Here is a 20,008-nt window from a genome sequence, read left to right on the forward strand (position 1 = left end):
CAAGCCTGTACCGCACCCCGCCGCGCCCGTCGGGAGGTCATCGCAAACCCGCAGGCACCATCTCTCGTCAACTCCCGTACAGCAACTTTGCACGGACGTGCAAAGTTGCGACCAAAAGCGTTTTTTCTCTTACACCGGGCGCGGCGCGTTCTCTTTTTGGCGCTGACAAAAAGAGAATGGGGGGCGCATCCCCCGTGGAAACGGCCCCCTGGCGGGAGCCAGTCTCCCCGGGCGGTTGAAAAGCGCCTCTACACCTCCGCCGGAGGCATTTCCGGCACTGAAAAGAGAAACCTCTCCTGAAAGGAGTCAATCATACACATTATGCAGGACAAGATCATCGTCAAAGGCGCCCGCGCCAACAATCTGAAGAATATCGACGTCACCATCCCCCGGGACAAGCTGGTGGTCATGACGGGCCTCTCCGGCTCCGGCAAGTCCTCCCTGGCCTTCGACACCATCTACGCCGAGGGCCAGAGAAGGTATGTGGAGTCCCTCAGCTCCTATGCCCGGATGTTCCTGGGCCAGATGGACAAGCCCGATGTGGACTATATCGAGGGTCTCAGCCCCGCCATCTCCATTGACCAGAAGACCACCAGCAAGAACCCCCGGTCCACCGTGGGCACGGTGACGGAGATCTACGACTACCTCCGCCTGCTGTGGGCCCGGGTGGGCACCCCCCACTGCCCCAAGTGCGGCAAGGAGATTCGCCAGCAGACCATTGACCAGATCATCGATCAGGTCCTCTCTCTGCCGGAGGGCACCCGCATCCAGGTGATGGCCCCCGTCATCCGGGGCAAGAAGGGTGAGCACGCCAAGATCTTTGAGGACGCCAAGCGGTCCGGCTACGTCCGGGCCCGGGTGGACGGGAATCTGTACGAGCTGGACGAGGAGATCAAGCTGGAGAAGAACAAGAAGCACACCATCGAGATTGTGGTGGACCGGCTCATCATCCGTCCGGATATCCAGCAGCGGCTGACGGACAGCGTGGAGACCGCCTCCGGCCTCACCGGCGGGCTGGTGGTCGTCAACCTCCTGCGGGAGGAGCGGGATCTGACATTCTCCCAGAATTATGCCTGCGAGGACTGCGGCATCTCCATCGAGGAGCTGACGCCCCGGATGTTCTCCTTCAACAACCCCTTCGGTGCCTGTCCCACCTGTACGGGTCTGGGCAGCCAGCTGAAGGTGGATCCGGAACTGATCGTGCCGGACAAGTCCCTCTCCATCCTGGAGGGGGCCATCCAGGCCAGCGGCTGGAACAACATCCGGGGGGACGGCATCTCCCGGATGTACTTCGACGCCCTGGCGAAGAAATACCACTTCTCCCTCACCGACCCCTGGGAGACCCTGCCGGAGGACGTGCGGAGCATCATCCTCTACGGCACCGGCGGGGAGAAGCTGGAGCTCCACTACGACCAGCCCCGGGGCAAGGGCGTGCTGTATCAGCCCTTTGAGGGCATCTGCAACAACGTGGAGCGCCGCTACAAGGAGACCCAGTCCGATGCCAGCAAGCGGGAGCTGGAGGAGCTGATGGCCGAGTGCCCCTGTCCCACCTGTAAGGGAAAGCGGCTGAAGAAGGAGTCCCTGGCGGTGACCGTGGGGGACAAGGACATCGACGCCCTGACCCGGATGTCCGTGGTGGACGAGCTCCAATGGGTGGACCGGCTGGAGCTGACGCACCAGCAGCACCTGATCGCAGACCGGATCCTGAAGGAGATCAAGTCCCGGCTGGGGTTCCTCCAGTCCGTGGGCCTGGGCTATCTGACCCTCAGCCGCAGCGCGGGGACCCTCTCCGGCGGCGAGAGCCAGCGGATCCGCCTGGCCACCCAGATCGGCTCCAGCCTGATGGGGGTGCTGTATATCCTGGACGAGCCCTCCATCGGTCTGCACCAGCGGGACAACGACAAGTTGCTGGCGACGCTGCAGAACCTGCGGGACCTGGGCAACACCCTGCTGGTGGTGGAGCACGACGAGGACACCATGCGGGCGGCGGACTACCTGATCGACATCGGTCCCGGCGCCGGCATCCACGGCGGCGAGGTGGTGGCCGCCGGTACACCGGAGGAGGTCATGGCCAACCCCAACAGCCTGACGGGTCAGTATCTCTCCGGCAAGAAGAGGATCCCCGTGCCGGAGACCCGGCGGCCGGGCAACGGCAAGAGCCTGAAGGTCATCGGCGCGGCGGAGAACAACCTGCGGCACATCGACGTGGAGTTCCCCCTGGGGACCTTTACCGTGGTTACCGGCGTGTCCGGCAGCGGCAAGAGCTCCTTGGTGAATGAGATCCTGTTCAAGAAGCTGGGCGTGGAGCTGAACCGGATGAAGGTCCACCCCGGCAGGTGCGACCGGATCGAGGGAATCGAGTATCTGGACAAGGTGGTGGACATCGACCAGAGCCCCATCGGCCGGACACCCCGGTCCAACCCCGCCACCTACACCGGCCTCTTCAATGACATCCGGGACCTGTTCGCCTCCACTCAGGAGGCCAAGAGCCGGGGCTACGGCCCGGGGCGGTTCAGCTTCAACGTCCGGGGCGGCCGGTGCGAGGCCTGCTCCGGCGACGGTGTGCTGAAGATCGAGATGCACTTCCTGCCGGACATCTTTGTGCCCTGCGAGGTGTGCAAGGGCAGGCGGTACAACCGGGAGACCCTGGAGGTCCGCTACAAGGGCAAGAACATTGCCGATGTGCTGGAGATGACCGTGGATGAGGCGGTGGAGTTCTTCGCACCTCTGCCCAGAATCCGCAACAAGCTCCAGACCCTGTGCGACGTGGGCCTGGGGTATGTGAAGCTGGGCCAGCCCTCCACGGAGCTCTCCGGCGGTGAGGCCCAGCGGGTGAAGCTGGCCACGGAGCTCAGCAAAATCGCCACCGGCAAGACCATCTATATCCTGGACGAGCCCACCACCGGCCTCCACACCGACGATGTGCGCAAGCTCCTGGAGGTGCTCCAGCGGCTGGTGGACAGCGGCAACACCGTGGTGGTCATCGAGCACAATCTGGACGTTATCAAATGTGCCGACCACCTGATCGACCTGGGTCCCGAGGGGGGAGACGGCGGCGGCACCATCGTCTGCACGGGCACGCCGGAGGAAGTGGCTGCCTGCCGGTCGAGCTTCACAGGTCAGTATCTGAAAAAGGTGCTGGAAAAGTAAGCTGGGGCAGACGATCCCCTTGGAGCCCCCGCCGGAGCCCAGCGAAGCGGGTCCGGTGGGGAAAGGACGGGCCGCGGAGGGAGCAAGCCGAAGGCCGGGGCGCGGGATCCGGAGCAGGCGAGGACGCGCACAGGCACGCCGGAGGAGGTGGCCGCCTGCCGGTCGAGCTTCACGGGCCGGTACCTGAAAAAGCTGCTGGAGCGGTAAGACCGCGCAAAAAGGGCCTCCGCTGTATGCGGAGGCCCTTGTCTATGGGGCGTCAATTCCAGAAGTTCGGAAACAGCAGCTCCGAGATCACCTTCACCAGCAGCAGGAGCAGCACGACCACCACCGCAGGCCGGACGATTTTGCTGCCGTTCCTGATGGCCAGGCCGGCGCCCAGATAGTGTCCCAGGATGGAGGCCAGAGCGGCCGCCAGCCCCACACCCAGAACGACGGTCCCCGCCATCAGGGCGGAGCACACACCGCCGATGTTGGAGGCCAGGTTGATGACCTTTACCCCGCCGGCCGCGTGGCGGGTGTCCATCTTGCCCAAGTGGATGAACACCAGCATCAGAAAGGTGCCGGTGCCGGGGCCGTAGTAGCCGTCATACGTCCCGATGAGCAGCGCGGCGGCCCAGACGATGGCCGCCTGCCGCCGGGGCGGGATGGGGGCCGGCTCCTCCGGCCACATTTTGGTCCGCAGGGTGAAGAAGGCCACCACCGGCAGCACCGCCAGCAGCAGATACTTCAGCACCACATCCGGCGTGTGAAGCTGCAGCTGGGTCCCGCAGACGGAGCCTGCCACCGCCAGCCCGGCGGCAGGCAGGAACAGCCGCCAGTGAACGTACCCCTGGTGGATGAAGCGGGCGGTGGAAAACGCGGTGCCGATGCAGGAGGAGAGCTTATTGGTGCCCAAAACAAAGTGGGTGGGCAGGCCGGAGAAGGCCATCAGGTATACAGGGACGGAGATAATGCCGCCGCCCCCGGCGATGGCGTCCATAAAGCCGGCCAGAAAGACGCCGCCGCAGATCAGAAGGACCACCCACAGGGGGAAGCCGTCCAGCGTGGTTTCCGTGAAGAGAGTGAGGACCGAGGCTGACATATATGCACCTCCCGGAGTAAATTCGACAAAATCTCTATCAGTATACCAGCTCCATAGGCCCCTGGCAAGAGCGGAAGCGCCGCAATTTTGCTGAAATTCCCGCATCTCCCCGAAGAAATGCCGCCGGAACGGTTGTTTTTCCGGCGGGCGTGTGATACTGTGAAACAGGCGGGGCGGGATCGCCCGCGAAAATGCTCAAAGAAAGTTGAGGATCACCTATGTCAAACATCAAAAACGTCGCCATGATTACCGTGTGCGGACGGCCCAACGTGGGCAAGTCCAGCCTGACCAACGCCCTGGTGGGGGAAAAGGTGGCCATCGTCTCCAACAAGGCACAGACCACTCGGAACCGCATCTACGGCGTGGTGAACCGGGAGGACACCCAGTATATCCTGCTGGACACGCCCGGCCTCCACAAGCCCAAGTCCGCCCTGGGGGACTACATGGTGAAGGTCGTCACCTCCAGCCTCTCCGACGTGGACTGCGCCCTGCTGCTGGTGGAGCCCATCCCCCATGTGGGCGGCCCGGAGCAGGCACTCATCGACCGGATCCGGGAGGAGGAGATCCCCTGCATCCTCTGCGTCAACAAGATTGACACTGTGGAACCGGCGGAGCTGCTGCCGGTGATCGCCGCTTACAACCAGGCATGGGACGGCTTTGATGCGATCATCCCCATCTCCGCCCACACCGGCAGCGGCCTGAAGGATCTGATGAAGGAACTGCGGAAGTATGCCCAGGAAGGCCCTCAGCTGTTCCCGGACGGGATGACGACGGACCAGCCGGAGCGGCAGGTGATGGGGGAAATCCTGCGGGAGAAGCTGCTGCTGTGCCTGGACAAGGAGATCCCCCACGGCACGGCGGTGGAGATCACGAAGTTCTCTGAGCGGGACAGCGGCGTCATCGACGTGGACGCCACCATCTACTGTGAGAAGGCCAGCCACAAGGGGATCATTATCGGCAAGCAGGGGGCCATGCTGAAAAAGATCAGTTCCCTGGCCCGGCAGGATATGGAGAAGTTCATGGGCACCAAGGTGTATCTGGAGACCTGGGTGAAGGTCAAGGAGAACTGGCGGGACAACGTGAATTACGTGCGGTCTTTCGGCTACCGGGACGAATAAGGAGGAAGCGTGCGGTCTCCGGTATTCCGCAGGCTGCCGTGCGGGGAGTGAGAATATGAGACTGGTATTGAGCGACACGGCACTGCCAACCGGACTGCCGGTCCGGGAGGACTGGCACTATGTGGACCTGAGCCAGCTGAAAATCGCGGACTGTATGGGCTGCTTCAGCTGCTGGGTCAGAACGCCGGGGCGGTGCGTGATCCGGGACGACGCTGTAGGCGTATATCCCCTGATTGCCCACAGCGACCATGTGATCTATGTCAGCCGTCTCTTCTGCGGGTCCTATGACGTACCGATGAAGACCATGCTGGAGCGGGCCATTCCCATCCAGCAGGCGTTTATTCGGATACACCACGGAGAGACGCACCATATACAGCGGGCGGTGGCGGAGAAAGACGCGGTGATTCTGGCCTATGGAGATACCGGAGACGAGGAGCAGGCGCTCTTCCGTCTGCTGGCGGCCCGCAACGCCCATAATATGCTGTTTCGGAGCTGGAGTGTCCGCTTCCTTCGGGAAGAGGAGCTGGCCGGGGCCATTAGGGAGGAGGTACGCGCATGGGAAAGCTCCTGATCGTCAATGGGAGTCCCCGGGCGCCCCGTTCCAACTCCCGGAGGTATATCGAACAGTTTCTTCCGTGTTGGGGAGAGACGGCGGACCAGTATACCGCGCTGAGGGGTGGACCGCTCTCCCCAGAGGACTGTACGGATCTGCTGCTGGTGTTCCCCCTGTACGCAGACGGCATACCGGCGGTGCTGATGAGGACCCTGAAGGAACTCGCAGTATGGAGGGGAACGGCCCGCCCCAGGATCCACGTACTGGTGAACTGCGGCTTTCTGGAGCCGGAGCAGACCCGGCCTGCGGTAGAGATGGTGCGCTTTTTCTGCAAACGATATGGATTTCCCTGGGGGATGGCGCTGCAGATCGGCTCGGGAGAGGCGATCTTGAATACGCCTTTTTCCTTTCTGGTGCGGCGGGGCCTGCGCCGCCTGGCCGCTGGTATGCGGGCGGGACGGAGCGAGGTGCTGTCGGTGCGGATGCCGCTGAACAGGCGGATGTTCGTCTGGGCCTCCGGCCGGTACTGGACTGATTACGGCGCGAAAAACAACATCACCGCCGGAGAGATGCGGACCATGGAGATCGAGGGAGGCTAGAGATTTCCAGCCATAAAAATCCGACAACATTCGCAGACTACTCCTGGGAGGAGGTCTGCGGAATGGACACACAAAGGCTTTGGGAGTGCTTCTGCCTCACCGGCGAACCGCTGGTGTACCTGCTGTATCAGGCCGCTCTGGACCAGGAGTCCGGCGGCGGGATCAGCGCATAGAACGGAGGGCGGACGCTCTCCGTACATAAGGAGGGAGCGCGTTGGCCGAGCGGGCCTACATCGTGACAAAGGGCGTGGTCCTGCGGGAGACGGAGACGAAAGAGGCGGATAAGATCCTGACGCTGCTGACAGCGGACCGGGGCAAGATCTCCGTCATCGCCCGGGGCGTCCGGCGGAAGAGCTGCAAGTACGCCGCCTGCGCCCAGCAGATGGTCTATTCGGAGTGGACCCTCTATCAGAAGGGCGAGTGGTACTACGCCAATGAAGGAGCCACGGCGGAGCTGTTCAACGGCCTGCGGACGAATCTGGAGGCGCTGGCCCTGGGCTGCTACTTCGCGGAGCTGACAGAGACCGTCACGGCGCCGGAGGTCCCTGCCGGGGCACTGCTGCCCCATCTGCTGAACGGGCTGTACGCCCTCTCCGCTTTACAGAAGCCGCCGGCGCTGGTGAAGCCCGCCTTTGAGATCAAACTGCTGTGCTTGGCGGGATATGAACCTTTGGCGGACAGCTGCGCCTACTGCGGCCGGCCGGACCCGGAGCAGCCCCTGCTGGACGTGGTACAGGGCATCCTGCGGTGCCGGAGCTGCGGCGCGAAGGAGAGCGCCCTCTCCATGCCCCTGTGCCCGGATTCCCTGGCGGCCCTGCGGCATATCGTGTACGGGGACCCCAAGCGGCTCTACTCGTTCCGGCTGACAGGCCCGGCGCTGGAGCGACTCTCCGCGGCGGCGGAGGCTTTCGTGGCCGCCCAGCTGGAGCGGGGATTCCGGACGCTGGAATTTTACAAGAGCCTCCAGCCGCCGGAAGAGTTGTCGAAATAAGATACATTTTGTATTTCTTTTGCTGATTTATACGAAACGGAGCGGAATATGACAGAATTTGTCCTCGGCTCCTACCGGCTGGAGGTGGACGTGGAGGCCACCCGGGCCTGGTATGGCCGTTACGGTAACGCTACCGGGGGCTGCGGCTGCGCCTACTGCCGAAACTATGCTGCCGCAGTTGGGGTCCTGCCGCCAGAAGCAGCAGCGTTTCTGGAACCCCTGGGGCTTAACCTCCGCAGGCCCGGAGATATTGGCGAGTATGGTCCCCGCCAGGGCGGGCGGTGGTATATGCCCATGTGGCACATTGCAGGCCGCCTGCTGGAAGCGGGGGAGGGAGAGCTGCCCGTTGCCCCCGGCGTCACCGCCGGGTTCGCCACAGATATGGGACCGTTCCTCCGGAACTTCCCGGAGCCCTGCTTCCAGTGCTGGCTTTCCATGACCCTGCCCTGGGTGCTGGAGGAACCGGCAGATGAAGCAGCTGACGACAGGGACGATGAAGTGAAAACCCTTGACAGGAGAACCGAACCATGAGTGACCTATTTGACAAATCCATCCGCACCCTGGAGCTGCCCCGGGTGCTGGAGCTGCTGAGCGAGCAGGCTGTCAGCGCCGAGGCCAAGCAGCGGGCCCTGCGCCTCCGGCCGGAGACGGAGCCGGAGGAGGTGCTGCGCCTGCTGGACCAGACGGACGCGGCCCGAAATCTCATCGGCCTGCGGGGCAGTCCGTCGTTTTCCGGCGTGAAGCCGGTGGCGGAGGCCCTGGACCGGGCGGACCGGGGCGGCGCCCTGAACACTCGGGAGCTGCTGACCATCGCGGATCTGCTGACCGCCGCCCGCCGGGCCAAGGAGTACTTCAACGACGAGGCGGCGGAGAAAACCGCCATCGACCACCTGTTCCTCTCCCTCCACGGCAACCGCTTTCTGGAGGAGAAGATCAAGCGGGCCATCCCGGACGAGGACACCATCGCCGACGCCGCCAGCACGGAGCTGGCGGACATCCGCCGCCACATGCGGGCGGCCCAGGCCAAGAGCCGCCAGATCCTTCAAAAGATCATCTCCTCCCCCAGCTATGGGAAAATTTTGCAGGAGACCATCATCACCCAGCGGGACGGCCGCTTCGTGGTGCCGGTGAAGGCGGAGCACAAGGGCGACCTGCCGGGACTGGTCCACGACATCTCCTCCACCGGAGCCACGCTGTTCGTGGAGCCTATGGGGGTGGTCCAGGCTAACAACGAGTATATTGAGCTGCAGGCCAAGGAGCAGAAGGAGATCGACCGCATCCTGGCGGAGTTCTCCGCCGAGGCTGCCGCCCACCGGGAGGACATCCAGTGGGACTACGACACCCTGGTCCACCTGGACCTGATCTTCGCCCGGGGCCAGCTGAGCTACAAGATGAACGCCGTGCGGCCGGAGGTCCGCCGGGACGGCGCTATCCATCTGCGCAAGGCCCGCCACCCCCTGCTGGACCCCAAGACGGCGGTGCCCATCGACATCGAGCTGGGGGACACCTTTGACACCTTGGTCATCACCGGTCCCAACACCGGCGGCAAGACCGTGACCCTCAAGACCCTGGGCCTGCTGACGCTGATGACCCAGTGCGGCCTCCACATCCCGGCGGCGGACCGGAGCGCCGTGTCCGTCTATGAGCGGGTGCTGGCGGACATCGGCGACGAGCAGAGCATCGAGCAGAGCCTGTCTACCTTCTCTGCCCACATGGTGAACATCGTGGAGATTTTAAAAGAGGCGGATCGGCACAGCCTGGTGCTGTTTGACGAGCTGGGGGCCGGCACGGACCCGGTGGAGGGCGCGGCCCTGGCCATCGCCGTCATCCAGCACGTGCGGCGGCTGGGGGCCAAGGTGGCCGCCACCACCCACTATGCGGAGCTGAAGACCTTCGCCATGACTACGGCAGGGGTGGAGAACGCCTCCTGCGAGTTCGACGTGGAGACGCTGGCGCCCACCTACCGGCTGCTGATCGGCATTCCCGGCAAATCCAACGCCTTTGCCATCTCCCGGCGGCTGGGGCTGCCGGAGGACGTCATTGCCGCCGCCCAGGGGCAGATGAGCGGCGAGAGCGTCCGGTTCGAGGACATCCTGACCCAGCTGGAGGAGAAGCGCCAGGCCCTGGAGAAGCGGGAGCAGGAGGCGGACCGCCTGCTGCGCCAGCGGGAAGAGGACGCCAGGCGCGCCCGGGAGTTCCGGGAGCAGATGGAGCGGGCCAAGGACAACGCCCGGAGCCGGGGCGAGGCGGAGGCCAAGCGCATCCTCCGGGACGCCCGGACGGCGGCGGACCAGGTGTTCCAGGAGCTCAGCGAGATGCGGAAGGCCCAGGCCAAGGCCGAACGGATGCTGAACGAAAATGAGGCCCGTGCGGCCCTCCGCCGCACGCTGAACGAGGCGGAGGAGGCCGTGTCCCGCCGCGACGCCCGGCAGGAGCCCATCCCCAAGCCCAGCCGCCCCATCCGGGCGGGGGATCTGGTGGAGATCCCCGGTGTCAAAACGCCGGCGGAGGTAGTGTCCGTGGGCAAGGACGGCACCTTGCAGCTGAAAGCCGGTATTTTGAAGATGAAAGCCAAGGTAGACGAAGTGCGTCTTATCGAGGATGACGAGCGGGCCGCCAGGAAGAAGACGCCCTCTGTCACCATTCGCCAGAACGCCGACCGCGCCCTGCGGGCTTCTGCCGCCCGGGAACTGGACATCCGAGGGATGGAGACACTGGAGGCGGAGAGCGTGGTGGAAAACTTCATTTCCGCCGCCGTCATGGGCAAACTGGAGACCGTAACCATCATCCACGGCAAGGGCACCGGGGCCTTGCGGAAGGCCGTCCACGACATCCTCCGCCGGAATAAGGCTGTGAAGAGCTTCCGCCTGGGCGTCTACGGCGAGGGAGAGAGCGGCGTCACCGTGGTGACGCTGAAGTGAGCCGGAGCCTGTCGCCGCGGTGCGGCATCAGGCGTCCTGCGCGGCGGGACCTTGGAGTGTGAGGGCTCTGCCTGACCGCCCCAATTAAATGCGGGATTCCTGTGGGGTGCTCCCCATGGGGGCGGCGAGCCCGGCAACACTGAAATGAGGGGGTTGACATGGCACTGACCTTTCGATTTGCACAGGAGACCGACACGCTCCTGATCCTGCAATTCATCCGGGAGCTGGCCGACTACGAGCACCTGCTGGACCAGGTGGTGGCCGATGAGGCCACCCTCCGGGACCAGCTGTTTGAAAAGCGCCGAGCCGAGGTCCTCTTTGCCCTGGAGGACGGGACAGAGGTGGGCTTCGCCCTGTTTTTTCAAAACTTCTCCACCTTCCTGGGTCGGGCGGGCCTGTATCTGGAGGACCTGTATGTCCGGCCGGAGCACCGGGGAAAGGGATATGGCAAGGCTTTCTTCCGGCGGCTGGCGGCCATCGCCGCGGAGCGGGACTGCGGCCGCCTGGAGTGGTGGTGCCTGGACTGGAACACCCCCAGCATCGGCTTCTACAAGTCCCTGGGGGCGGAGACCATGGAGGACTGGACCGTTTACCGCCTTACCGGACCGGCATTGCAGAGGCTGGCAGAACCGGAATCTCCGGTTGCGGAAACCGATGAGATTTGATATACTGGAGTCACACTAAAACACACATTCTGGAAATTGCACAATGAGGTGATTTTATGCAAGAGCTTGCAAAGCAGTTCCACATTGCCTGTGCTCAGGGGGATATCGGCCGCTACTGCATCCTGCCCGGTGACCCGGGCCGGGTCCCGGCCATCGCCGCCCTGTTTGACGACGCCAAGCAGATCGCGTATAACCGGGAGTTCAACGTCTGGACCGGCACCCTGCTGGGGGAGAAGGTCACCGCCTGCTCCACCGGCATCGGCGGTCCCTCCGCTTCCATCGCTATGGAGGAGCTCCACAAATGCGGTGCCGACACGTTCATCCGCACCGGCACCTGCGGCGGTATCGATCTGAACGTCCAGTCCGGCGACGTGGTGGTGGCCACCGGCGCCATCCGGTATGAGCACACCAGCCGGGAGTACGCCCCCATTGAGTTCCCGGCGGTGGCGGACTTCCAGGTGACAAACGCCCTGGTGGAGGCCACCAAGAAGCTGGGCTTCCCCCTGCACACCGGCATCGTCCAGTGCAAGGACAGCTTTTACGGCCAGCACGACCCCGCTGCCTCGCCCGTGTACTACGAGCTGCAGCAGAAGTGGGAATCCTGGAAGCGGCTGGGCGTCAAGGCCAGTGAGATGGAGTCCGCCGCCCTGTTCGTGGTGGCGGCGGCTCTGGGCTGCCGGTGCGGCTCCTGCTTCCATGTGGTGTGGAACCAGGAACGGGAGGCCGCCGGCCTGGACCAGAAGATGAGTGAGGACACATCCTCCTCCGTGAAGGTGTCTGTGGAGGCCCTGAAGCTGCTGATTGAGGAGGACCGCAAGGCGGGCCGGTAATTGGCTGCGTTTTTGAAAAAAGATGCCCGGAAATTTCCGGGCATCTTTTTTGATTCCCCATTGACAAGTTTACTTGGTATATGGTATGCTCTGCTTGTAAAGAAAACTTGGTAAAATAAAAAGTAAACTATGCAAAATGGCTTTGGCATGGATTGGGAGGAGATCCGGCGGCACAGCCGGGCGGCTGGCGACTGGTTCTGATCCTGAGTCTGCTGCTGGCGGGAGCCGCGTTGTTGAATCTGGCCGTTTATGTACGGGGCGTACTGGGATGAGAGGCAGGCCCTATGGCTTGGCAAAGAAAGAAAAGGGAGAACGCTATGGAAAAACAGGAAATTCTGGAGAAGAGCCGGCGGGAGAACCGGAAGGGTGACGAACGGGAGCGGACCATCCGCATGGAGGGGGAGTCCTTCAGCCTGCTCTTCGTGTTTTTGATGGGCCTGATTCTGCTGACCTGGAAGCGGGTCCATGGGCTGCCGCATGAGGATGTGCTGACCATGTTCTGGACGGCCTGCGTGGCCAACCGGGTCTACCGGCTGGCCCGGCGGCGGAATACCTCCGACATCGTGACGCTGCTGATCTCTCTTGCGTTTTTGATCTGGAATCTGGTAAAATTCTTTCAAATGGCCTGAGAGGAGGTAGCGCATGGACCGGGATGAGATTTTGAAAAAGGCTCAGGCGGGGGCGATTGGAATGGACGAGCGGGAGCAGCAGGTACTGGGGCTGTCCTTCGGTATCGGCGGGATCCTGATGGTACTGCTGTGTGTCATTCTCGCCATTATACGGCTGGTGAACGGGCAGGATGCCTATGACTACACGGCCATCGTGTTTCTGTATCTGGCGGGCGCAGAGCTGCATTTGTATTGGAGGACCCGGCGGCGGGGCTTGGCGTTGCTGGCGGCGGCCTGCGGCCTGGTGTTCGCGGGCAACCTGGCCGTGTTCCTGCTGGGGTGAGCGCCATGGACGATCAGCTGATCCTGAAAAACCGGCTGAAGGTGGCCCGGGCGGAGAAGGGGCTGTCCCAGACCCAGCTGGCGGAGCTGGTGGGCGTGTCCCGCAACACCATCAGCTCCATTGAGACGGGGCAGTTCAATCCCACCGCCAAGCTGGCGCTGATTCTCTGCATCGCCTTGGACAAGAAGTTCGAGGAACTGTTCTATTTTGAGTGAGAAATTAGGAGTTTGGGTGTCCAGCGGCGCTGACCGGGGCAATTCATCCTGCCTGCGGCGGAGCACAATCCTTCCGCATCCCTAACTGACGGCCGGTCGTTCCGGAGAGAGGAGAGATCTCTGTGGAGAAGGAGAAAATTCTGCAAAGATACCGCCAAGAGGGCGTGGACGAGGGCCGGGAGGAGGTCAACCGCCGGGGAGACGACGCGGGCTTTTACGCCATGTGTGTCCTGGCGCTGCTGTTGATGATCTACCAGGCGTTTACCGGGCAGGTATTTGGAGACGTGGCGGCGATGCTGTTCGTGTTTTGCTCCGTGGGGGCCTTTGCCCGGTACCGGACTGACCGGGACCGGTCCGCTCTGGGCATGGGCATTTTTACCGGCGCTCTGTGCCTGGGATGCCTGGGATGGTATCTGTGGCACACGCTGTAAAAAAGACAGGCGGCGCTGGAAAGCGCCGCCTGCTTGCTTACCGCTTCCGCACCGGGTAGCAGACCTCGGTGACAAATTCTTCTGGGTTCCGGGTCTCGTGGGGACTGACGTGGTAGATGTTGAAGAACAGTCCGTCAAAGGCATAGCCGTTGTCCTCTACCCAGGATGCCACCGCCTGATTCACCTCGCCGATCTGGCGGTAGGGGCCCTGGAAGGTGGCGGAGGCCACTGTCACCGGCGGGATGGTTTTGAATTTGACGTGCTCGGTGTCAGGGTATGTGCCCTTCACCGTCTTTTGGATCTCCACATCCACATCTGCCTCTTTGTACTCCCCGTCGTGGTAGACGCTGATGCACAGGGCCGGGTCGCCGTCCTGGATGTGGAGAAGGGCGGTCTCCCTCACAAAGATGTGCCACAGGTCTCCCTCCCGGTCGTAGCAGGGAAGGATCTGGCGGACGCTGGCTACCTGCCGCTCCGGCAGGGTCTTGATGGTGACATCGTAGTTCATCTGTTTTTCATCCTTTCTCAGCCGTTCGATGGTTGTGTCCAGAAGCCGCAGCCGGTCCAATGCCTCCTGAATGGAGGCCTCCACCGCTGCCCGCTGGGCCAGCAGGCGCGTCTCCATGGCGGTCCGGTCCTCCCAGCAGGCCAGCAGCGCGGCCGTCTCTGCCAGGGAGAACCCCAGGCCCCGCAGGGCGGTGATCCGGTTGGCGGTCATCAGCTGGGCCGCCGCGTACCGGCGGTAGCCGGTCCAGGGATCGGTCTCCTCCGGCACCAGCAGGCCGATCTCGTCGTAGTGGCGCAGCATCCGGATGCTGATTCTGGACAGCTTTGAAAATTCTCCGATTTTGAACATAGGATCCCTCCGCATATATGCGTTTTCTTGAGCTCACTGCTATGGTATGCCCTGCCACTGTGTGAGAGTCAAGAGAATTTTTTCAAAGTCGCGATGAGAGAAAAAACGTTCCGGCCGCAAAAGCGGCCGGAACGGCGGTGGGCTCAGTCGTCGGTGCGGATGCCCCGTTCAATATCCCGGATATTGTAGGGGGAGGTTTGGTAGACGAAGTAATTCAGCCAGTTGGAGTACAGCAGGTGGGCGCAGGAGCGCCAGGTCACCGCAGGCTTGCGGCTGGGGTCATCGCCGGGGAAGTAGTTCTTGGGGACCCGGATGTCCGCTCCGGCGGTCAGGTCCCGTATGTACTCATTCCGCAGGGTGTCCCGGTCATACTCCGCATGGCCCATGAGGAAGATCTGCCGGCCCTGGTCGGTCTTGACGGCGTAGACCCCGGCCTCCGGGGAGGAGGCAAGTATCTTCAGCTCCGGGACTGCCTCGATGTCCTCCCGCAGCACTGTGGTGTGCCGGGAGTGGGGCACCCAGAACTCGTCGTCAAAGCCACGAAAGAGGATGAAGTTGGGATCCTCCACCGTGTGGCGGAACACGCCGAAGAGTTTCTCCGACAGCTGCCGCTTGGGGATGCCGTAGTGGTAGTACAGCCCCGCCTGAGCGCCCCAGCAGATGTGAAGGGTGGAGTGGACGTGCGTCTTGGACCACTCCATAATCTCGCACAGCTCCGGCCAGTAGTCCACCTCCTCAAAGGGAAGGTTCTCCACCGGCGCGCCGGTGATGACCAGGCCGTCAAAGGTCCGGTCCCGCACCTCGTCAAAGGATTTGTAGAAGGCCAGCATGTGGGCCTGGGAGGTGTTCCTGGACACGTGGCCGCTGGGGGCGATCAACTCCAGCTCGATCTGGATGGGGGTGTTGCCCAACACCCGGGCCAGCTGGGTCTCGGTCTCGATCTTGGTGGGCATCAGGTTCAGCAGCAGGATCTGCAGGGGGCGGATATCCTGGGTGATGGCCCGGGTCTCCGTCATGACAAAGATGTTCTCCGACGTCAGAACGGAGGTGGCGGGCAGCTGGTTGGGGATTTTGATGGGCATCTCACTTCACCTGGTCCAGCGCCTGGGCGATGTCGCCGATCAGATCCTGCTTGCTCTCCAGGCCGCAGCTCATCCGCACCAGGCCCGCGGGAATGCCGGCGGCGGCAAGCTGCTTGTCGGTCATCTGCCGGTGGGTGGAGCTGGCGGGGTTCAGACAGCAGGTCCGGGCGTCCGCCACATGGGTCTCGATGGCGGCCAGCTTCAGATGCTTCATAAAGGTGCCCGCTGCCTCCCGGCCGCCCTTCAGCTCAAAGGACACCACACCGCAGGAGCCGTGGGGCAGGTACTTCTCTGCCAAGGCATGGTACTTGTCCCCTGGCAGGCCGCAGTAGCTGACGGAGGCCACCTTGGGATGTGCCGCCAGGAACTCCGCCACCGCCTGGCCGTTCTCACAGTGGCGGGCCATGCGCACATGGAGGCTCTCCAGCCCCAGGTTCAGATAGAAGGCGTTCTGGGGGGACTGGATGGCGCCGAAGTCCCGCATCAGCTGGGCGGTGCACTTGGTGATGAAGGCGCCCTCCCTGCCGAACTCCTCCGCGTAGGTGATGCCGTGGTAGCTGTCGTCCGGGGTGCAGAGGCCGGGGAACTTGTCCGCATGGGCCATCCAGTCGAACTTGCCGGAGTCCACGATGGCGCCGCCTACCGCCGCGCCGTGGCCGTCCATGTACTTGGTGGTGGAGTGGGTGACGATGTCGGCGCCCCATTCAAAGGGCCGGCAGTTCACCGGAGTGGCGAAGGTGTTGTCCACGATCAGCGGCACGCCGTGGGCGTGGGCAGCCTTGGCGAACTTCTCGATGTCCAGCACCGTCAGGGCCGGGTTGGCGATGGTCTCGCCGAACACCGCCTTGGTGTTGGGCCGGAAGGCGGCTTCCAGCTCCTCGTCGGTGCAGTCCGGGGAGACGAAGGTGACCTCGATACCCATTTTCGCCATGGTGACGGAGATCAGATTGAAGGTACCGCCGTAGATGGAGGACGAGGAGACGATGTGGTCCCCGCAGGAGCAGATGTTGAACAACGCGAAGAAGTTGGCCGCTTGGCCGGAAGAGGTGAGCATAGCGGCGGTGCCGCCCTCCAGCTCGCAGATCTTGGCGGCCACATAGTCGTTGGTGGGGTTCTGGAGGCGGGTGTAGAAGTAGCCGTTGGCCTCCAGGTCAAAGAGCTTACCCATGTCCTCGCTGGTGGCGTATTTGAACGTGGTGGACTGGACGATGGGGATCTGCCGGGGCTCTCCGTTGCCGGGGGTGTAGCCCCCCTGGACACATTTCGTTTCGATGCGGTAATCGCTCATGGTGTGTGCTCCTTTCGACTGGATGAAGATGACTTTGGAGACGAAAAAACGGCTTTCGTCCCAAAGAAAAACTTTGAGACGAAAGCCGTCAGGCTTCCGCGGTACCACTCAAATTGCGCCGTCCTCACGGCCCGACGCCCCTTTTGGGGTCCAGCAACCCCTCTGCCCTGACGCGGCAGTCCTCGGAGAGGCCCTACCGGCGGCGCGCCGCCCTCGAACCCTCGGCTCAGGAGCCATAGGACCTGGAGACCCTTGCCGCCGGCTTCCACCGCCCGCCGGCTCTCTGAGGGCGCCGGTCTCCGTCCCTCTCCATCATTGCTTTGGAACATATTATAGCCACGCCGCGGCAAGTTTGTCAACTGCGGATTTTCGCCTCGCATGGACCGCGGCGGCAGTGGACTTTTGGCCCGGCCTGTGGTACGATGGCCCAAACGGCCGGCGGAGGACGCCGGAGAGGGAGGAGCGCCATGGCCTTTACGCCCATCGACGAGCAGACCTGGGAGCGCCGGGAGTATCTGGAGGTTTTCCGCCAGACCGCCATCTATCTGACGGCGGAGGTGGATATCACACCGCTGTATCGGCACACGAAGGCCCGGGGCGAAAAGCTGTATCCGGCCCTGATCTGGTGCGCGGCCGCCGTGCTGAACCGGCATGTGCATTTCCGCTACGGCCGGGACGAGGCAGGGCGGATCGGGATCTGGGATGTGCTGCACCCCTATTACACCGTGCCCCGGCGGGACGCCCCGGACCTGTTCGCCATGAAGGTCACCCGCTTTATGCCGGACTATGATGTGTTCCGCCAGGACTTTCAGGCGGACTATGCCCGGGCGGAGACCTGCGGCCGGCTGCTCTGCGACGAGACGCTTCCCCCGAACCTCTGCGGCATCTCCGCTGTGCCGGGGCTGGCCTTCTCCGCCTTCAGCTTCGGCGGGGACCCTAAGCCGGACTTCACGCCCTTCATCCTGCTGGGGAAGGTCCACCCGGCAGGGGACCGGATGGTGCTGCCGGTGGGCGGGGAGTTTGCCCACGCCGTCAACGACGGCGGCCACATCAGCGGTTTTTTCAAAGAGCTGGAGGAAACCGCCGCCAAACTGTTTCCGGATTGAAGGAGAAAGAGACCGCCCGTGGGGATGCTTGTCCCTGCGGGCGGTCTTCTATTTTGAAAGCCGCGGCCCCAAAAAATTCTGCCAGCCCTATTGACAAGAGGTGCGGCTCATGCTATATTAGCCACATGGTTAGTTACTAGACTAATTAACCAGATAACAAACCGGCAGGAAAGGGGGAACCGCCTTGACGTTGACGGAAGACCGGCCCATCTTCCAGCAGATCGCGGAGCAGCTGGAGGAGGCGATCCTCTCCGGGGCCTACCCAGAGGAGAGCCAGGTGCCGTCCATCACGGAGTATTCGGTGCAGTACCGGATCAATCCCGCCACCGCCCTGAAGGGGATCAACCTGCTGGTGGACGCGGGGCTGCTGTACAAGAAGCGGGGCGTGGGGATGTTCGTGGCCTCCGGCGCCCGGGAGAAGCTCCGCCAGAGCCGGCGGGAGCGGTTTTATCAGGACTATGTCCAGCGGATGGTGCGGGAGGCCCGGAATCTGGGCCTGACGGATCAGGAGTTGCTGGAACTTCTGGAAAGGGGAATGAAAGAAGATGGCCATTGAGTTTCAGCACATCTCCAAGCGGTTTGCGGACACCCGCGCCCTGGAGGATGTGTCTTTGACCTTTGAGGAGGGGAAGATCTACGGGCTGCTGGGCAACAACGGCGCTGGCAAGTCCACGCTGCTGAACATCCTCACCGGGCGGCTGTGCCCGGACAGCGGCACCGTCGCCGTGGACGGCGCTCCCGCGGGCAGCGACGCGGCGCTGGGCAAGCTGTTCCTGGTGGGGGAGAAGAACCTGTATCCCGACGACATGAAGGTGAAGCGGGCCCTGGACACGGCGGCCGTGTTTTACCCGGACTTCGACCGGAGCTATGCGGAGAGCCTGGCAAAGCAGTTCGAACTGCCGTTGAACAAGAAGATCAACGGCCTCTCCACCGGCTACGGGTCCATCTTCCGTCTGATTTTGGGTCTCAGCGTCAACACCCCCTATGTGCTGTTTGACGAGCCTGTTCTGGGTCTGGACGCCCAGCACCGGGACCTGTTCTACAAGCTGCTGGTGCAGAAATACGCGGAGCACCCCTGCACCATGGTGGTCTCCACCCACCTGATCGCGGAGGTGGCGGACCTCATCGAGCACACGGTCATCATCCGGAAGGGACGCATCCTGCAGGACGCGCCCACGGAAGAGCTGACCGCCGCCTGCTGGGCGGTGTCCGGCCCTGCCGGGGTGGTGGACAGCTGGGCCGCCGGGCGGGACGTGTTTACATCCTCTGTGCTGGGCGGACTCAAGACCGTCTGCATCCGGGGCGGGGGGACAGAGGACCTGCCCGCCGGGCTGGAGCGGCGGCGCGTGGGGCTCCAGGAGTATTTTATCAGCCTGATGGAAGAGGAGGATCAGAGATGAACACGCGATTCGGCCGGGCCTTCCGGTATGAGGTCCGGAATTATTTCCGGGCAGTGGCGATCCTGTGGCTGGTCATGGCGCTGATCCCGGCGGCGATGCTGGCAATCACCTATTTCCTGGCCGGAGAGACGGCTATGGAGGGCAGCTTCAACGGCTATTCCATTGCCGTGGGGATGTTCGGCCTTGTGTTGGGCATGGTGGGCCTGCGGGAGAATCAGCGGGTGCTGAACCAGAACGGCGTGTCCCGTCGGTCCGCCTTCCTGGCGGACGTGGCCGCCCTGGCGGTGGCGGCGGTGCTGGTGGCAGCGGGTGTCACGGTGATTATGGGCGCCTATCAAACAGTCTTGGGCGGCCAGGGCCGGCTGCTGATTACAGATCTGTACCAGGTGATCTATGAAGGACCCTCCGCCGGTGCCGGGATCGGTGGCCTGGTGCGGGGCGCGATCTTCTCCGCCGCGGTGGGCTGGATGCTGGCGGCCCTGGGGCAGTTCTGCTCCGCCCTGTACTGGCGGCTGAACAAGTTCTGGACCATCCTGATTTCCGTGACCGTGCCGCTGGTGCTGATCTTCGGCAGTGTGCCGCTGATTAGCTGGCTGGGCACCACCTCCGCCGGGCGGGCGGCGGTGGAGGCCCTGGCGGCTTTCGGACAGTTCCTGGCCGCATCCCCCTGGAACGCGGCGGCGGTGCTGCTGGCCATGGGGGCGGCGTTCTTCGCCCTCAGCTGGCTGCTGCTGCGCCGGGCCATGATCCGGCCTGCAAAGTAACAGA

The 20,008-nt window shown here is 63.3% G+C and carries 21 protein-coding genes; 17 read left to right on the top strand and 4 right to left on the bottom strand.

The genetic code is table 11. The features are described from left to right. Nucleotides 1-321 precede the first annotated feature (321 nt). Nucleotides 322-3,150: an excinuclease ABC subunit UvrA gene (gene uvrA / locus HMPREF1546_RS10245; protein WP_021749016.1), complete on the top strand. Its 2,829-nt coding sequence runs from the start codon at nt 322-324 to the stop codon at nt 3,148-3,150. A gap of 259 nt (nt 3,151-3,409) precedes the next feature. Here uvrA and HMPREF1546_RS10250 read toward each other — a convergent pair whose 3' ends face one another. Then, nucleotides 3,410-4,234 carry a TSUP family transporter gene (locus tag HMPREF1546_RS10250; protein ID WP_021749017.1) on the bottom strand — a complete coding sequence of 275 codons (825 nt, stop codon included), beginning with the start codon at nt 4,232-4,234 and terminating at the stop codon, nt 3,410-3,412. 218 nt (nt 4,235-4,452) lie between these two features. Here HMPREF1546_RS10250 and era point away from each other — a divergent pair, with 218 nt between their 5' ends. The 12 genes from era to HMPREF1546_RS10310 all read left to right on the top strand — a co-directional run bounded on the left by era (nt 4,453) and on the right by HMPREF1546_RS10310 (nt 13,508). After that, on the top strand, nt 4,453-5,352 hold the full coding sequence (gene era, locus HMPREF1546_RS10255; protein WP_021749019.1) for a GTPase Era: 900 nt from the start codon (nt 4,453-4,455) through the stop codon (nt 5,350-5,352). Nucleotides 5,353-5,407: 55 nt separating this feature from the next. After that, entirely contained in the window at nt 5,408-5,923 is a 516-nt protein-coding gene (locus HMPREF1546_RS10260; protein ID WP_021749020.1) for an NAD(P)H-dependent oxidoreductase, read from the top strand. After that, nucleotides 5,908-6,504, top strand: coding sequence for a hypothetical protein (locus tag HMPREF1546_RS10265; RefSeq protein WP_021749021.1), 597 nt, complete (start codon nt 5,908-5,910; stop codon nt 6,502-6,504). Before HMPREF1546_RS10260 ends, HMPREF1546_RS10265 begins: the two co-directional genes overlap by 16 nt. Nucleotides 6,505-6,718: 214 nt before the next feature. Next, complete coding sequence (gene recO / locus HMPREF1546_RS10270; protein WP_021749022.1) at nt 6,719-7,495, top strand: DNA repair protein RecO; 777 nt, start codon at nt 6,719-6,721, stop codon at nt 7,493-7,495. Nucleotides 7,496-7,543: 48 nt separating this feature from the next. Next, the gene (locus HMPREF1546_RS10275) at nt 7,544-8,026 is read left to right on the top strand and encodes a hypothetical protein (protein WP_021749023.1); all 483 of its coding nucleotides are present in this window, start codon (nt 7,544-7,546) and stop codon (nt 8,024-8,026) included. Continuing rightward, nucleotides 8,023-10,416: an endonuclease MutS2 gene (locus HMPREF1546_RS10280; RefSeq protein WP_021749024.1), complete on the top strand. Its 2,394-nt coding sequence runs from the start codon at nt 8,023-8,025 to the stop codon at nt 10,414-10,416. The genes HMPREF1546_RS10275 and HMPREF1546_RS10280 overlap by 4 nt, the downstream gene beginning before the upstream one ends. 158 nt (nt 10,417-10,574) lie before the next feature. Further along, nucleotides 10,575-11,081, top strand: coding sequence for a GNAT family N-acetyltransferase (locus HMPREF1546_RS10285; protein WP_021749025.1), 507 nt, complete (start codon nt 10,575-10,577; stop codon nt 11,079-11,081). Nucleotides 11,082-11,137: 56 nt separating this feature from the next. Then, the gene (gene udp / locus HMPREF1546_RS10290; protein ID WP_021749026.1) at nt 11,138-11,911 is read left to right on the top strand and encodes a uridine phosphorylase; all 774 of its coding nucleotides are present in this window, start codon (nt 11,138-11,140) and stop codon (nt 11,909-11,911) included. 317 nt (nt 11,912-12,228) lie between these two features. After that, nucleotides 12,229-12,540: a DUF6442 family protein gene (locus HMPREF1546_RS10295; protein ID WP_036630141.1), complete on the top strand. Its 312-nt coding sequence runs from the start codon at nt 12,229-12,231 to the stop codon at nt 12,538-12,540. A gap of 13 nt (nt 12,541-12,553) precedes the next feature. After that, nucleotides 12,554-12,862, top strand: a complete 309-nt coding sequence (locus HMPREF1546_RS10300; RefSeq protein ID WP_021749028.1) for a DUF6442 family protein — start codon at nt 12,554-12,556, stop codon at nt 12,860-12,862. Between the two features lie 5 nt (nt 12,863-12,867). Then, the gene (locus tag HMPREF1546_RS10305) at nt 12,868-13,077 is read left to right on the top strand and encodes a helix-turn-helix transcriptional regulator (RefSeq protein WP_021749029.1); all 210 of its coding nucleotides are present in this window, start codon (nt 12,868-12,870) and stop codon (nt 13,075-13,077) included. Nucleotides 13,078-13,199: 122 nt separating this feature from the next. After that, on the top strand, nt 13,200-13,508 hold the full coding sequence (locus tag HMPREF1546_RS10310; RefSeq protein WP_021749030.1) for a DUF6442 family protein: 309 nt from the start codon (nt 13,200-13,202) through the stop codon (nt 13,506-13,508). 37 nt (nt 13,509-13,545) lie between these two features. On the opposite strand, the gene HMPREF1546_RS10315 is transcribed toward HMPREF1546_RS10310, so the two are convergent. The 3 genes from HMPREF1546_RS10315 to HMPREF1546_RS10325 form a co-directional block, all read right to left on the bottom strand. Next, complete coding sequence (locus HMPREF1546_RS10315) at nt 13,546-14,364, bottom strand: MerR family transcriptional regulator (RefSeq protein ID WP_021749031.1); 819 nt, start codon at nt 14,362-14,364, stop codon at nt 13,546-13,548. A 143-nt stretch (nt 14,365-14,507) separates the two neighbouring features. Next, on the bottom strand, nt 14,508-15,446 hold the full coding sequence (gene metA, locus HMPREF1546_RS10320) for a homoserine O-succinyltransferase (protein ID WP_021749032.1): 939 nt from the start codon (nt 15,444-15,446) through the stop codon (nt 14,508-14,510). Nucleotide 15,447: 1 nt separating this feature from the next. Next, nucleotides 15,448-16,734, bottom strand: a complete 1,287-nt coding sequence (locus tag HMPREF1546_RS10325) for an O-acetylhomoserine aminocarboxypropyltransferase/cysteine synthase family protein (RefSeq protein ID WP_036630142.1) — start codon at nt 16,732-16,734, stop codon at nt 15,448-15,450. Between the two features lie 467 nt (nt 16,735-17,201). Here HMPREF1546_RS10325 and HMPREF1546_RS10330 point away from each other — a divergent pair, with 467 nt between their 5' ends. The 4 genes from HMPREF1546_RS10330 (at nt 17,202) to HMPREF1546_RS10345 (ending at nt 20,004) form a co-directional block, all read left to right on the top strand. Next, nucleotides 17,202-17,840: a CatA-like O-acetyltransferase gene (locus HMPREF1546_RS10330; protein WP_021749034.1), complete on the top strand. Its 639-nt coding sequence runs from the start codon at nt 17,202-17,204 to the stop codon at nt 17,838-17,840. A gap of 184 nt (nt 17,841-18,024) precedes the next feature. Then, nucleotides 18,025-18,396 carry a GntR family transcriptional regulator gene (locus tag HMPREF1546_RS10335; protein ID WP_021749036.1) on the top strand — a complete coding sequence of 124 codons (372 nt, stop codon included), beginning with the start codon at nt 18,025-18,027 and terminating at the stop codon, nt 18,394-18,396. Beyond that, nucleotides 18,386-19,240 carry an ATP-binding cassette domain-containing protein gene (locus tag HMPREF1546_RS10340; RefSeq protein ID WP_021749037.1) on the top strand — a complete coding sequence of 285 codons (855 nt, stop codon included), beginning with the start codon at nt 18,386-18,388 and terminating at the stop codon, nt 19,238-19,240. The genes HMPREF1546_RS10335 and HMPREF1546_RS10340 overlap by 11 nt, the downstream gene beginning before the upstream one ends. After that, nucleotides 19,237-20,004, top strand: a complete 768-nt coding sequence (locus tag HMPREF1546_RS10345) for a hypothetical protein (protein WP_021749038.1) — start codon at nt 19,237-19,239, stop codon at nt 20,002-20,004. Before HMPREF1546_RS10340 ends, HMPREF1546_RS10345 begins: the two co-directional genes overlap by 4 nt. Nucleotides 20,005-20,008 lie beyond the last annotated feature (4 nt).

It is taken from the genome of Oscillibacter sp. KLE 1745, assembly GCF_000469445.2.
Taxonomy (GTDB): domain Bacteria; phylum Bacillota; class Clostridia; order Oscillospirales; family Oscillospiraceae; genus Oscillibacter; species Oscillibacter welbionis.